Source organism: Paenibacillus sp. FSL L8-0436, assembly GCF_038593025.1.
Taxonomy (GTDB): domain Bacteria; phylum Bacillota; class Bacilli; order Paenibacillales; family Paenibacillaceae; genus Paenibacillus_AQ.
Genome location: NZ_CP151955.1, coordinates 3,461,883 through 3,476,397 on the forward strand (window position 1 = coordinate 3,461,883; position 14,515 = coordinate 3,476,397).

General features: G+C 49.2%; 11 protein-coding genes. 9 read left to right on the forward strand and 2 right to left on the reverse strand.

Annotated elements, in window-relative coordinates:
* Nucleotides 1-39: 39 nt before the first annotated feature.
* Nucleotides 40-2,094, reverse strand: coding sequence for a beta-galactosidase (locus NSS79_RS15990; RefSeq protein WP_342440105.1), 2,055 nt, complete (start codon nucleotides 2,092-2,094; stop codon nucleotides 40-42).
* A 147-nt stretch (nucleotides 2,095-2,241) separates the two neighbouring features.
* Between NSS79_RS15990 and NSS79_RS15995 the strand changes: the two genes are divergently transcribed.
* The 5 genes from NSS79_RS15995 (at nucleotide 2,242) to NSS79_RS16015 (ending at nucleotide 9,110) form a co-directional block, all read left to right on the forward strand.
* A complete protein-coding gene (locus NSS79_RS15995; protein WP_342440106.1) occupies nucleotides 2,242-3,075 on the forward strand; it encodes an AraC family transcriptional regulator in 834 nt (277 codons plus the stop codon).
* A 185-nt stretch (nucleotides 3,076-3,260) separates the two neighbouring features.
* Complete coding sequence (locus NSS79_RS16000) at nucleotides 3,261-5,864, forward strand: hypothetical protein (RefSeq protein WP_342440107.1); 2,604 nt, start codon at nucleotides 3,261-3,263, stop codon at nucleotides 5,862-5,864.
* A gap of 23 nt (nucleotides 5,865-5,887) precedes the next feature.
* The gene (locus NSS79_RS16005; RefSeq protein ID WP_038591437.1) at nucleotides 5,888-6,601 is read left to right on the forward strand and encodes an ABC transporter ATP-binding protein; all 714 of its coding nucleotides are present in this window, start codon (nucleotides 5,888-5,890) and stop codon (nucleotides 6,599-6,601) included.
* The gene (locus tag NSS79_RS16010) at nucleotides 6,598-7,980 is read left to right on the forward strand and encodes an ABC transporter permease (protein WP_342440108.1); all 1,383 of its coding nucleotides are present in this window, start codon (nucleotides 6,598-6,600) and stop codon (nucleotides 7,978-7,980) included. Before NSS79_RS16005 ends, NSS79_RS16010 begins: the two co-directional genes overlap by 4 nt.
* Nucleotides 7,981-8,009: 29 nt before the next feature.
* Complete coding sequence (locus tag NSS79_RS16015; protein ID WP_342440109.1) at nucleotides 8,010-9,110, forward strand: efflux RND transporter periplasmic adaptor subunit; 1,101 nt, start codon at nucleotides 8,010-8,012, stop codon at nucleotides 9,108-9,110.
* An 89-nt stretch (nucleotides 9,111-9,199) separates the two neighbouring features.
* Here NSS79_RS16015 and nagZ read toward each other — a convergent pair whose 3' ends face one another.
* Nucleotides 9,200-10,537 (reverse strand): beta-N-acetylhexosaminidase, encoded by a 1,338-nt coding sequence (nagZ, locus tag NSS79_RS16020; RefSeq protein ID WP_342440110.1) that lies wholly within the window; start codon nucleotides 10,535-10,537, stop codon nucleotides 9,200-9,202.
* Between the two features lie 115 nt (nucleotides 10,538-10,652).
* On the opposite strand from nagZ, the gene NSS79_RS16025 reads away from it, so the two are divergent.
* The 4 genes from NSS79_RS16025 to NSS79_RS16040 all read left to right on the forward strand — a co-directional run bounded on the left by NSS79_RS16025 (nucleotide 10,653) and on the right by NSS79_RS16040 (nucleotide 13,977).
* The gene (locus tag NSS79_RS16025) at nucleotides 10,653-11,156 is read left to right on the forward strand and encodes a ferritin (RefSeq protein WP_038591439.1); all 504 of its coding nucleotides are present in this window, start codon (nucleotides 10,653-10,655) and stop codon (nucleotides 11,154-11,156) included.
* Between the two features lie 326 nt (nucleotides 11,157-11,482).
* Complete coding sequence (locus NSS79_RS16030) at nucleotides 11,483-12,346, forward strand: cation diffusion facilitator family transporter (RefSeq protein WP_038591441.1); 864 nt, start codon at nucleotides 11,483-11,485, stop codon at nucleotides 12,344-12,346.
* A gap of 222 nt (nucleotides 12,347-12,568) precedes the next feature.
* Nucleotides 12,569-13,477 (forward strand): NUDIX domain-containing protein, encoded by a 909-nt coding sequence (locus NSS79_RS16035; protein WP_342440111.1) that lies wholly within the window; start codon nucleotides 12,569-12,571, stop codon nucleotides 13,475-13,477.
* Between the two features lie 17 nt (nucleotides 13,478-13,494).
* A complete protein-coding gene (locus NSS79_RS16040) occupies nucleotides 13,495-13,977 on the forward strand; it encodes an NADAR family protein (protein ID WP_342440112.1) in 483 nt (160 codons plus the stop codon).
* The last annotated feature ends 538 nt before the right edge of the window (nucleotides 13,978-14,515 follow it).

Here is a 14,515-nt window from a genome sequence, read left to right on the forward strand (position 1 = left end):
ATAGTTCTGCAGCGGGACTTTCAAATTGTATTTATCCTATTATTTGAGCACCAGCACACCGAATCCTTCCATACTGTAGGTTCCCGAAATGCTTTCTCCTGTCAGCAAATCTGTTCTCTGTTCTTTGAGTGAGATCACTGCAGGCTCTTCGCTGTAGTTCAGCAGGAAGGTGAGGCTGCCAGATTCGCCTTGACGGATTTGCAGCTCGACCACACTTGGCAGCTCCAGCCAATGTTCAGCCGGTGAACGTAGATTTAGAGCACCAATGATTCTTGTTGCAGCTTCTTCATTGAATACAGCTCCGTAATACCACACCTCGCCTTTACCGCGGAGATTTCGGGTAACGGCCGGTTTTCCTTTATAATAATCGGAAGCGTAGGTCGCCATGACCTCCACGCTGTCTTCTTCCACGTGAAGGATATCGTTAAAAGCGTCGGCTCCTGTCAGTGCTTCCGGTTCTTCAGTCCAACTGATAAAGGTGGGACGCCGTGTACCTTTAACCACAGTGAATTCTTCCACTGTTACCCCGCAGAGCTGTCTTGCTGCCCCGGGAAAAGGCCGCATATAGCAATGTCCACGCTTATCCTTGTATCCGGTCCGGCAGCCGAAGATCAGTTTCCCGCCTTGCTGCACATATTCATCCAGTAATGCCGCTGTTTCATCCGTCATGATGGCCGGATGCGGATAGACCAGCACTTGATAACGGGCAAGTTCCTCTACGGTTGTAGCGCCGCCCAAGTAGACAATGTCACTTGGAATGTGCTGCCGCTGCAGCGCTTTGAACCATTCCTTGTTGCTCTGCCACATGAAAGGGCCGTGCCAGACATCATATTCACCGTCCCATTCATTGTCATAATCCCGCAGAATGGCTACTGTGGCCTTAGCGCGTGTCCCAATGATTTCTTGGCCGGATGCCGCCAGCTCCTGGCCGATCCGCGCCGCTTCCCGGACTCTCCGGTTGGGCTGGTTATGGTAATCATTGAGGCCATGCCAATAGATCTCATTGCCCATGGTTGCCGTTCTCCAGCGGAAGTACAGCACCATATCTGCGCCATGGGCGATGGACTGGTACGTCCAAAGCCGCATCTGCCCCGGTTTAGGTGAGGGCATGTCCATTCGGTTCACCCAGCCGCCTGGGCCGGATTGCTGTTCCATGATGCAGAAGTTGGGGCTGATGGAACGCACAACACTGAGGGACAGGCTCCAGCTCCGGTCACCCAGCGGATTTCGTTCAGCAGGATCAGTATGAATGCTGGAGAACTGAGGGTATGAATCATAGCTGAAAAAGTCCAGCAGCTCATTACTCATTTGATGACTGTCCAAATGGCCGAATAACCCGTTCGTCGTCACCCATTGATCCGGCGCCGCAGCACGGATAATGTCGGCCTGATTCTTGGCAAACGAAATCGTATTATCAGAGATAAACCGCTTCTCGTCCAGCGCCTGATGCGGATTAGGCTGTCTCGGGACCGGGGTAGGACGCGGTAAAAAGACCTGAGACCAGTTAGTGTAGCTCTGATTCCAGAAGACTGCACCCCATGCCTCATTCAGTTTCTCCAAGGAGCCGTATTTATCTTGCAGCCACTTCCGGAAAGACTTGTGGTCACTTTCAGAATAGAATTCACTGATCTCGCAGTTCAGCTCGTTATCGATCTGCCAGCCGGTTACTCCCGGGTGGTTGCCATAATGTGCTGCAAGCTGAGCGGCAATCCGGGCGCATAACTCGCGGTATTTGGGGCTGCTGTAATTGTAATGCCGGCGCATGCCATGCTGAAGAGTAACACCTTCATAAGTCACATTAAGCACTTCCGGGTATCGTTCGGTAAGCCAGGCAGGAGGCGTAGCCGTCGGTGTACCCAACACTACCTTGAGTCCATGGCGGTAAGCCAGATCAATGGCGCGGTCGAACAGTTCAAACTGATAGACGCCTTCTTCCGGTTCAAAAATAGACCAGGCGAATTCACCCATACGGACAATCGTGAAGCCTGTTTCCACCATCCGGCGGTAATCATCTTCCCACATCTCTTCCGGCCAATGCTCGGGGTAATAGCATACGCCCAGCTCGAACCGATCTGCTGCAACTGGTTTCTTCATAGGTTCCTCCAAGTGTAAAAATATGCTTTGAACATTCTACAAATCTATTGTATTATCAGGTACATCAAAACTGATATAACATAATATTGCTAATATATGACTATATTGCGTGCTTGCTTTTCAAGTATAGAATAGAGGGGGGACGAAATGAAAAAGCAATGGGTCTTGCCCGCCCCGGCTTACGCCCACTACGTATGTTATCCGGAATTTCTCGGGCATTACAATCATTTTCCGCAGCACGCGGAGCGGAGAAGCGAGGGAGTACTGAACAGCTACAATCTCCATCTGGTATTTGAGGGGACGGGTTATGTTTTTCAGGAGGGAGAACGGATTCCCATGGGAAGGGGAAGCGGCTTTCTGTTCCCCAGAGGGGCATATCAGCAATATGGCTCTGATCCCCGCAGACCCTGGGAGGTGCGCTGGGTTCACTTCAATACAGCCATTTCCTTGCCGCTACTGGAGGAAGCAGATCAGTCGCGCGGTTATTTCTTTACATTCGATCCGGATGCCGGGCTGGAGTCTATCTTTGATGAGCTGTTCGAGCTTAGCGCAGTCTATGAAACCCGGAGTGAACCTCGTTTCTCGGCTTTACTTTATGAAATTCTGGTTACACTGTTGCAAAATTCCGAGCCGCTTCACGGATCGGTGCCCCTGGAGATCCGACATTCCATTAGGCGTACAGCCGACATGATTCATAAGGATTGCCAGCGTCCATGGACACTGGAGAGCATGTCTAGGCTTGCGGGTTACAGCAGCTATCACTTTTTGCGGCTCTTCCGGTCCATCATGGGGAAGACACCGAACCGTTATTTGAGTGACTGCCGTCTGGCCAGGGCTAAGCTGCTGCTGGTCTCTTCCGATTTGTCTGTTGCGCAGATTGCAGATCAGACCGGGTTTCATCAATCCAGCTACTTCATTAAAGTGTTCAAACTGTCAGAAGGTATGCCTCCGAGCCAGTACCGCCGTACTTTCGGCTCTTAGTGACGCAGAAGATTAGGGTTTATTAACGGTCACCGTTCCAAAAACAGCGCATGTTGCGCTGTTTTTTTGCAACATTGGCACAAAAAGGTTACAAATTCGCATCATAGAGTTACAACTTGGTTACATTTACCTTCCAGCCAACAACTATAATAATTCTAGTTAATAGACTTGGGAGGGGAAAGAAAGTGAGAAAGCATAAAAATACATACGTTGCTCTGCTCTTAAGCACCATCGTTCTTGGTCAAGCGGCCGGAGGGATAGCTGCTCCTTCTTCGGAAGCAGCAGGCACAACACCAGCAGCAGCAACAGCAACCGTCAAAATCAATCCGATTCAATTAGGCCAAGGAGTCACTGCCGCATTGGAGGATGTTAATATTTGGCCGCAAACCGGTGGCAATATTCTGGCCTATACGCTTAAGCTCTCTAACAACGGCAGTTCTAGTGCCAATCTGGTGCATTATTTTCCGCGTATAGTCACTCCGGGGGGTTCAGCCATTCCCGCCAATCCAGTAACTGCTGATGCGCTTAAGAAAAAGGTCGGAGCCAAGGATAGCCTGCGTGTGACCTACTATGTGAATGTCGGCCAAACGACTTCGCTGCAGGGAATGAAGATTGCCATGTACGTATGGGACGCCAAAGCCAAGGGGTATCTAAAGAATGCGGGTTCTCTGGCGATTCCGGCGGGCTATTCCACAGCCGCTGAACGCGGCAAGATCCTGAGCACCGCCATGAATGACATTCCAGTTACAGCAAGTGCGGATTCCCTGCAGCTCTACAAGTTTAGCGGTAAAGTGTACGCCAAGGTAGGACTGAGCATTACCAATAAGGGGAGTAAAGTTCTGAATGAAGCCGGATACACTCCATATCTCCAAACGGCAAGCGGCACCTCTTTCGAGCTGACGGTGAACAGCGCACAGGCAGGTTACAAGATTCAGCCGCAGGAGAAAAAGAGCATTTACTATTTGGCGGAAATTCCCGCAGCCCTGAATACCAACAACATGAAGCTGCAGTTTACACAAAAGGATGAGACCCTGAAGCTTGAGCTTCCCAAAATGTCTTTCAAGCTTCCAGTTGCGTCTACTCCTAATTTTGTTGTGGGCCCAAGTGCTGTCAAAAAAGTCGGTATTAACAGCAATACAGTGGAAATGCAGCTGGTGAATGCTTCGGTTTATTCAGAAGACGCCCATGGAGTATGGTCCTTTCAGTTACGTCTGAAGAATGCCGGCAACAAGGCGGTGACCCTGCCAAACTACGAGCTTGCCGTGAAGTCGATTAAAGGGACCGCTTTCCCGGTGAACGCCAAGGCACTCAGCGGGCTCACGCTAAAACCGTTGGAAACCAAGGTTGTTCCGCTTACAGTGCAGGTACCCCTTGAGGTCGAGCAAGCCGGGCTGCAGCTGCAGATGATTGAAGCTGTCAGTGCCACAGAAACGGCCGGCCCAACCACTGGCCCAACCACTGGCCCAACCACTGGCGAAACTGCTGGTACACCTGGAACGGTAACGGCGGCGGCTCCCAAACTGATTTTTCCGGTAGCCTACTTTACCATTCCTTATGCGCTTCGTGCTGATGTACAGAAGGGGGAGGTCTATAATCGTACGAATCAATTTGGCTCCTTCTCTTACAACCTGACGTCTTTGCAACGTTATCCTTGGAAGGATGATGATATCGTCATGGCCAAGCTGAACATCACCAACACCCAGTCCGTAACCCTTACACTTCCCGAACTTACGGGAGCGATTAAGCTGGGTACCAACGATTTAGCGGCGACCACGGATCTGCTGATCGATAAAGAGGCCGCAACGCTGGCTCCGGGCAAGTCCGCCGAGATCGTAGTAATGTCTAAAGTTCCGTATACTGAGGAATTTGAAAATGTGCGAATTAATTTATTCAGCACGGTGAATACCGAGAAGGTGCCGTTCCTGGATCTCAGCATGAGTAATTCACTGAATGCAATAGATAATATTGACCGCGGCGGCACCTACAAAATCAGCGGCAAAGGTAAAAATGCCAATGTTCAGGAGAGCCGGACGACGGTTTATGAGGGGATCAATTCCAAAATTGTGTACACGGAACTGCTCATAAGCAGCCAGGAGAAAAGACAAAGCAAGATGGCGCGTCTGCAGGCGTATTACAGAACGAAGGACGGGCAGTTTTTTGATGCCAAACCTAATCAACCCGACAATGCTGCAACACCTGGCGGTATGCAGTTGGTTTCGTTCTGGGCGAAGCTGCCGAAGACGGCAAGTGCCGAAGACATCTCACTGGTATTAGGTTCTGGGGTGACCGGAAACAAGTTAAGTGAAAGCGGACAAGAGGCTACCGGCTTTATTAATGCAAGTGCCCTGCTTCTCACACCTAAAACCACAGCACCGGCGGGTAATTTAACGAAGATCGCATTCTTCCCCTATAATTTGTCGGTCATCAACTCAGAAGGCAGACTATTGGAACTAAACGACACTATCAACATCGTAATGACCTATGATCTGACCCGGGACAACAGTATCGACAGTGGCGATTTGGAGCATAAGCTTGTGCTTAGAATGACTGATCCCTATGGCGTATCACAGGATAAAGTGCTGACTATTGGCACGGATCTGACAGAAGGAAATAGTAATACCTTCTCGATGTCCTTCAGTAAAAATCTGTACACGAAGCTCAAGGGCGGCACTTACAAATTAACTTTGTTTGATGAATTCCAAGGCGAGCGGCAGGAGCTTGGGGGCCAGGTTTTCAACCTGTTCATCGACCGCCAGCTGATAACTCAGAAAGATACCAACGCTAAATGACAATGGAAGAAGGAGCAGCTTCTATGTTGCGAGTAGAAAATATCAAACACTCTTTTAAGACCGGCAACGAATGGACCCCCGTGCTTCACGATATCAGCTTCAATGTAAAGCAGGGTGAAATGGTTGCCCTGCTGGGCAGTTCCGGCTCCGGGAAATCTACAATGCTAAACCTGATGGCCGGCCTGATGAAGCCGACTGAAGGCCATATTTACATTGCGGATCACGATATTGTTAAGATGGGAGAAAACAAGCTTTCCGTGTTTCGCCGCAAGCATATCGGATTTATCTTTCAGGCCTATGAGCTGATCACCAGTCTTACCGTGCGCGAGAATGTGGAGCTGCCGCTTGTGTTCCAGTCCGTCTCGCCATCCATCCGTAAGCAAAAGGCGCTTGCGCTGCTGGAGCAGGTCGGCATTCCGGACAAAGCTGATTTATTTCCTTCCCAGCTGTCCGGTGGCCAGCAGCAGCGGGTTAGTATTGCCCGCTCGCTGATTACGGAGCCATCGGTCATCTTCGCGGATGAGCCGACAGGGAACCTGGACTCCAAGACTGAGGATGAAATCATCGACATCCTGCTCAAGCTCAATCGGACGATGAACACTACTTTTATTGTTGTCACGCATGAACATGAGGTAGCAGAGCAAATGCAGCGCATCTTTTCCCTGCGGGACGGTTATTTAATTACCGAAGAGCAAAAGGCGGCAGAAGCGGAACCTCAAGAGGAGGAGACGCAGTGAAGATCAGAGATATAACCCGTATGGCCTGGGATCAGGTCAAACGGCGCAAGGTGGTTACCGGACTGTGTATGACCGGACTTTCCATCGGTTGTGCAGCAATCATTGTTGCGCTTAGTGTTGGACAATCCGCACAGAACTATATGACCGATGAGGTCAATCGCAGTTTTAAAATGGATGAAATTATGGTCTCTCCAGGCGGCGGTATCCCCTCGCATGGCGGCGGAGACAGCAGTAAGGCTCCTGCCGAAACAAACGAGAACCTGAATCCAGGTAAGCTGACGGAGCAGAAGCTTGAGATTATCCGCGGTCTGGATCATGTAGTCGCAGCCGCGCCGTTTCAAGATGTCGGCTACATGCAGATTGTCACGGTCGACAACAAAATAGGCGATGCCAGAGTCATTGCAACAGACTTAGAGATGCTGAATAAGTACGGCCATACCTTCAAACAGGGAGGAGGCTCAAATCTCCCGGGTATGACTGTGCTGAACTATGGGGCAACACTTGGCCTGATTGACAATGAAACCCGTATGAAGCTCTATGAGCGTCTTTCGGCAGATCCTTTTAACCAGGAATTAAATGCTCAATACACCAGTATGAGCCTGCTCCCTTCAGAAATGTATAGGCAGCAGCTACAGATACAGGCGCAGGACTATAGCAGCGCGTCAGGAGCCATCAAACTCAGCTCACCGCTGCAAGTAGGGGGCATCCTGGCTAATCCGACGGGGACTAGCGATGAACGTGCTTCCTATGACAAGATTATGTATATCTCTCAGGATACTGCGGTTCAACTCGGGAAAGAGCTTGCTTTTGACAATATGTCGGTCATTAATGTGCCTGAGGAAGGCAGCTACAACTCAGTGACGGTTAAGGTGGACGACGTTGACAACATTAAGCAGGTAGAACAAATGATTCAGAAGCTGTCTTTAACGACCAGCAACAACCTGTATCAGATGGATATGCTTAAAGAGCAATTTGATACAATCAAAATGGCAGCGCTTGGAATAGGTGTTTTTATTCTAGTCATTGCTTCCATTTCTATTATTGTTGCCATGACCATGTCCACCCATCAACGCAGACGGCAGATTGGGATTATGAAGGTGCTGGGCGCGAATATGGGGCAAATCCGCAATATGTTCATCACGGAAGCTGCACTGCTGGGGCTTTTGGGCGGATTATTGGGCGTTCTCTTTTCCTACCTGATTGTAAGTGGTCTCAACAAGCTTGTAGGTACAGCTGGTGATGGTATACATTTCTTTATTCCGGAAACGAACCTTCCCATCGGGCTTGTATTTGCGATTATGACAGGTGTGCTGTCGGGGATCTATCCGGCGATCAGCGCTTCAAGAACAGATGCGCTTACAGCTATTAAGCGGGACTAGCTATTTTTAAATTGAAAGGACGCCGAACAATGAAGAGGATAATTAAAAAGAGCCTGAAGTGGCTCATTATTGCGGCCATCGTGGGTATCGGGGGATATCTGCTGTTCACCAAAGTGATCAAAAAAGAAGAACCTCAGATGGTGATGGAGCCTACGCAAGCGATCAGCTTTCCGGTTACTCAGGAGACCATAACGAGTACTGTTCAGGTGAAGGGGAAATCACAGTATCAAGAGGAGACTCTGGTCTACGCTCCTTACGCTTCAAAAGTTACAGCGTGGAAGGTGGAGAACGCCGGCCAGGTGAAAAAGGGAGATGTGCTGTTCACTCTGGACCAAAGCACATTGCAAAACGAAATTGCCACCACAGAGGCTGCCATTCGCAAAGCGCAGCTGGAGGGGGAACTGAATTCATTCGTCAGCCAACAGGACGCAGAAACTGCAGCTCCAATCGGAACTGAAGCAGAGCGGCTCAAAGCTCTGGCAGCCCAGGAAACGGCCCGCATGAATGAGGAATTGAATAAGGTCAACGCAGGCATTCAAGAGCGGGAGCTGGCGGACAAAAGGAATAAGCTCAAATCGGCGGTCTATCATGCGCCTGCAACTGGCATTTTCCTGTATGACAGCAGTAAAGAACGGCCGCAGATGGTGACGGACAATCAGTACATCGGCAAGATTGTTGATCTCAGCAAGCTTGAATTTATTGCACAGGTCGGGGAACAGGACATCTTCCGCATCAAGAAGGGCATGAAGGTTAAAGTCAAGATGACTGCAATGAAGAATCTTACGCTTAAAGGTGAAGTGACAGAGGTATCGAAATTCGCCACTACAACTAGCGGGCAGAACTCAGCAGCAAGCCAGTTGCCGCAATTTGAGGTGGTTATTTCTCTCCAGCCGGATGAACATTTAATCGGCGGCCTCAGCCTTAGCGGCGAAATTGAGACGTTGCGTAAAGAGAAAGCCACGGTAGTCTCCAGCATCGCTGTTATGCATGAAGGAGATCTGGCATATGTAATGCTGGATAAGGGAAACGAACAGTATGTACGTCAGGAAATCAAGGTCGGATTGGAAACTACGGACAAGACAGAAGTTCTCTCTGGACTAAAGGCCGGGGATAAAGTAGTTATTCAGTAATTAAAATAACGGGCAGTCTGTTGATATAACAACAGGCTGCCCGTTTAGCTTGTCGAAGGCTGTTGAGAGAGTCTCAACAGCCTCTTTGTTTACTTGGTAAGCGAACTTCGCCAGCTTGTGATATCCTGGTTCAGCTTCGTCAGATCGGGTACGGCTGTCGGCTGGTCGGTCAGACGGTATTTGTCCTTCAGTCCAAGAATGCGGTAGACACTCTCATCAATTCGTGACTCCTTGATGGTGCCGCTTTTTACACTGGCCAGCAGCGCTTTCCGAACCGCTTGCTCATTCCCGTATTCATGGGCAACAAGAAGGATATCACTGCCCGCCTGTACGGTATCGACAGCTGCGGCAGCCAGCGTGTAGTGCTCGGTGATAGCGCCCATTGTGAGGTCATCGGTAATAACCACTCCCTGAAAGCCCATCTCTTCACGCAGCAGCTTTCCGATAATGGCCCTGGACAAAGAGGCAGGCTTATCAGAATCAAGCTCCGGAAAAAGAATGTGCGCAACCATTACCGCATCCGCATTCTCCTGAATGGCCGCCTCGAACGGCTGCCATTCCAGTTTGGCCAGTTGGGCAGCAGTTTTGTTCACGACTGGCAGTTCCAGATGGGAGTCGACGGATGTGTCGCCGTGACCGGGGAAATGTTTAACAACCGGCACAACGCCTTCACCGGTGATTCCTTTCATCTCAGCGATTCCTAATCTGCTGACGAGGTCCGCAGTGTTTCCGAAGGAACGGTCGCCGATTACAGGATTATCGGGATTGCTGTTTATATCCAGCACAGGGGCAAAATTCATATTAAACCCGGCCGACAGCAGCTCTCTGGCGAGCAGCTTGCCCATCGTTCCGCCAGCACCGGAGTTGTTGGCTGCGCCAACGCTCCCGTTCGACGGTATTGCGGCATATTCATCAGGCATGCGGCTGACCTTGCCGCCCTCCTGATCTACGCTCATGAACAGCGGAACCGGATTCTCCGCGTTGCTCTTCTTCAGGTCATTGATCAGGCTGACCATACCCTTCAGGTTGCTGATATTATCTTTATACAGGATAATTCCGCCGATCTTGTCTTCGGCAATCATCCTTTTTGCTTGGGTATCTAGCTTGGTGCCGTCAATGCCGACCAGGAGCATTTGCCCGATTTTTTCCTCCAGTGACATGTTTGCCAATTTGCTCTCAATTATATCGCTGCCGCTGGCCGCTGATTGCATTGGTGTCGCTGGCGCTGTTGCTGTCGCTGCTGCAGCCGCTGTTGCGGAAGGTGATGCGGTTATGTAGTCCGTAGGAGAAATATTTCCTGTCTGCACATTGGTGCTTCCTGCGCATCCGTTGATGGCAAGCAAGCCGGTAAGTACGGCAGTCGCAGGAAAGAGTCTGCTCCAGTCTCGCGGGGTGAAGTGCCGGTATTTCAGCCAAATCATTTTCATTTGATAATATTCTTCCTTTCGTTTGCCGATTCACTGGCATGGATGATAAGATGGAGGAGACTTTACATAAGGCTTGTTTTAAGCAAATTACTCTAAAGGACGAGGTGAGGGACCCATGAAGGAAGAATTAATGAATACATTGAATGAGCAGATGAATTTTGAATTTTATTCTGCTCACGTTTACCTGGCGATGGCTGCTTATTGTTCAGGTGAAAGTCTGGACGGTTTCGCTAACTTTTTTCTGGTACAGGCCGAAGAAGAACGGTTTCATGCTATGAAAATTTACAAATTCCTTAATGACCGCGACTATCGCGCTACGCTCGCTGCCTTACCGGAGCCGAAGAACGAATATACATCCATGCTGGATGCCTTTGAACATGCCTATGCCCATGAACAGCAGAATACGCGGAAATTCTACCATCTGGCCGATCTGGCCCTGGATGCACGTGAGCACGCGACCATCTACTTCCTCAAGTGGTTCATTGATGAGCAGGTGGAGGAAGAGGCGTTGTTCAGCAATATTATCGCCAAGCTGAAACGGATTGAATCTGATAGTAACGCTTTCTACATGCTGGACGCTGAGTTTGCAGCGCGTTCATTTACTCCGCCGGCAGAATAAATGCTTAATGTATGAGCAGCTGTTCTACCATAGTTTAGCAGAAAAGGGATCTGTCTTATAGGACAGGTCCTTTTTTGTGTTTACCTTGTGAAGGGCGAGAGCCCGCAAAGCCTTTCTGTATAAGAGAATAATTCCGGTCCCCAAGACAAATCACTGTCTGATGTTGAACTAGGGCAAACAATGTTGCGTATTGCAAAACACTTCCTGCTTCCCAACTCTATTTGGCAGGGTTAACTAATGCGCCGCCCGGCAACACTGTTTCTCTAGACCCACCCGGATGTCAGCGTGTAGTATAGAACAATACTATTGTTTGGAGGTTCTTTTTTTTGGAAAACTACAGTGACATTAAACAAAGTGAAAAAGGGGCCTGGCTCAGTTTATTTGCCTACATTCTTTTATCCGCCGTCAAATTGTTCATCGCAAGTGTCTCGGGTTCCCAAGCTCTGCTTGCAGACGGATTGAACAATAGTACGGACATCATTGCGTCTCTCGCCATCCTGACAGGTCTTAAGATTTCCCGGAGACCTCCTGATTCCAATCACAGCTACGGGCATTTCAGAGCGGAGACGGTAGCCGCATTGATTGCTTCTTTCATTATGATTGCCGTAGGGTTGCAGGTTCTGTATCAGGGTGTCAACAAATTTGTCCAACCGGTGCTGGAAACGCCAGATCTTATCGCTGCCTGGACGGCTGCGGGGTGTGCGTTGGTAATGCTGGCCGTTTACGCGTACAATATCAAGCTTGCCCGTGAACTCAAAAGCAATGCCATGCAGGCGGTAGCTCAGGATAACCGTTCGGATGCGCTCGTAAGCATAGGTGCTTTTATAGGGATTATCGGTTCACAGTTTGGAATCCCTTGGCTGGATCCGCTGACAGCGACGATTGTTGGGCTTCTGATCTGCAAGACAGCCTGGGATATTTTCCGCAAGGCTAGCCATGATTTAACGGACGGCTTTGACGCAAGCGAACTGGAGCTGATGAAGCAAACCGTTGCCCAAATCGATGGCGTAGAATCGATAAAAGATATTAAAGCACGCATTCATGGCAACAATGTGCTGGTGGACACAACCGTGCTGGTGAACTCGAAGCTGAACGTGGTGCAGAGTCATGATATTACGGAAGAAATTGAAGACCAATTGAAGGACCGCCACCAGGTTTCCAATGTGCTTGTACATATAGAGCCGCTGTAAATATAGAATGGATACCAAAGTCTGATATGCCCGGCGAAAGCCGGAGCAGTCAGGCTTTTTTTTGCAATATAGCCTACGGGCAGGACCCTCATTGTAGCGCATTGCAATTTTCTGCATGAACACTCTCTTGCTTGACTTATACTTCTTGTATATGTATATAATAACACTATGATATTAACAAAAAGATAATAATTAAATCCTCAGCTGCAAAGGAGTTTGGCTATGTCAAAACAACCGGTCACTGACCGCAACGGTATAACCGAGGAACAATTCCTAAAAACATATGATGCTGGAATGTATGAACGTCCATCCGTGACGGTCGACATGCTGATTTTTACCGTGATGGAACGGGAACAGGATAATTACCGGAAGCTTTCCGAGAAATCACTGCAGCTGCTGCTGATTCAACGGGGCGAACATCCTTATTTGGGACAATGGGCGTTGCCTGGCGGTTTTGTCGGTGTAAATGAAAGCCTGGATGAAGCAGCACGACGGGAATTGTTCACAGAAACGAATATAGACAATATCTATATGGAACAGCTGTATACCTGGGGAGAGGTGCAGCGCGATCCGCGGATGCGGGTCATCAGCTGTTCCTATATGGCTTTGGTTGATCGTACCGCGCTGAATGTGCAGGCAGGGGATGATGCGGCGGATGCTGCCTGGTTCGAGGTATCACATGAGATCCTCGAAGCCAGCCGCAGAGAGCTGGAGCAAGGATATGAGCAGGACCAATTCATCAAGATCACTCTGCAAAGTGATAAGGTGACTTTATCAGGAGTGGTCAAAATTACCGAATCCGTTCAAGGCCATGTCAGCAAGATCCAGCGTGAGATCGTGGAGAGTGAAGGCTTCGCTTTTGACCATTTGATGATGGTTCAATATGCGATCGAACGCCTGCGCGGCAAGGTTGAATATACGGATATAATTTTTAATCTGATGCCGCCCCTGTTCACTTTGTCGGAGCTTCAGCGTGTCTATGAAATCATTCTGGGTAAAGAACTGCTGGCCGCCGCCTTCCGCCGGAAGATTGCTGACCGTGTGATGGAAACTGAGGATTTCACCAGGGATGCCGGACACCGGCCCTCTAAGCTGTACCGATATAACCTGAACAGGGGTTCCAATCAATGATATGAGGAGAGAGCAAGATGGAGAAATTCACCTATTTTTACCGCAGCGGCTCACCATTCTCACAATGGTATCCCTGCCGTTTCACGGTGGGAGAGCTTCACTTTAATAGCACTGAGCAGTATATGATGTACAGTAAGGCACAATTGTTTAAGGATGAAGAGCTGGGATTGAGAATCTTGCGGGCCACAACTCCCAGAGAACAGAAGGCTTTGGGTCGTCAGGTGAGAGGTTTCGACAAAATCATTTGGGAACAACACTGCAAAGAGATTGTTTATCAAGGAAACTGGGAGAAGTTTATTCAGAACGAGGACCTGCTGCAAGCGCTGCTGGATACTAAAGGCACAACGCTGGTAGAGGCCAGTCCGACGGACCGGATCTGGGGTGTGGGTTTAACGGAAGAGGATCCGAGGATACGAAGAAGAACTACCTGGCGCGGCACCAACTGGCTGGGGGAAATCCTGACGAATCTTCGCGAGGAGTTTACTCGCTCTACTATCTAATCGTTAAATAGATTACCAGTACAAGTAGACCAAAAGCTGCCATCCAGGACAGCGGGTGATTGGGATTTAACCCCCAGCCGAGCCCTGATGATTTCGGAACAAATATACGTTGCTTTGGCGCTTTCTTGCTGAACATATCGTGCACCTCTGTCCTCTGTAAATTATTACCTGTAAATACTAAGATAAGTATTGATCATTTGGTGAGAAAATGCAATAACTTCTGATGCTCAGCCTTTAGGCTATATAGAATGAACTTATATATATTTAGGGAAAAGTGCGGAGGGGAATTTTGGAACTGTAGGAGCGATAGCGTCCGCCTGAAAGCTTTCTGCAGGAAAGCTCACTTCGGAAGCATGGGCAAGGTTTGAATTTCTACCGCGATTCGCGGTTAAATTCAGGAAATCCAAACCTAACAGCGGCCGGAAGTCCAAACATTCTCTGTAGTCACAGCCAATCCCAAAATAGAAGAATTATAAGTTCAATCAATATAGCGCTTTTTTTGCGTCAACCCAAAAGAAATTTGTTACAAATTGTCGTG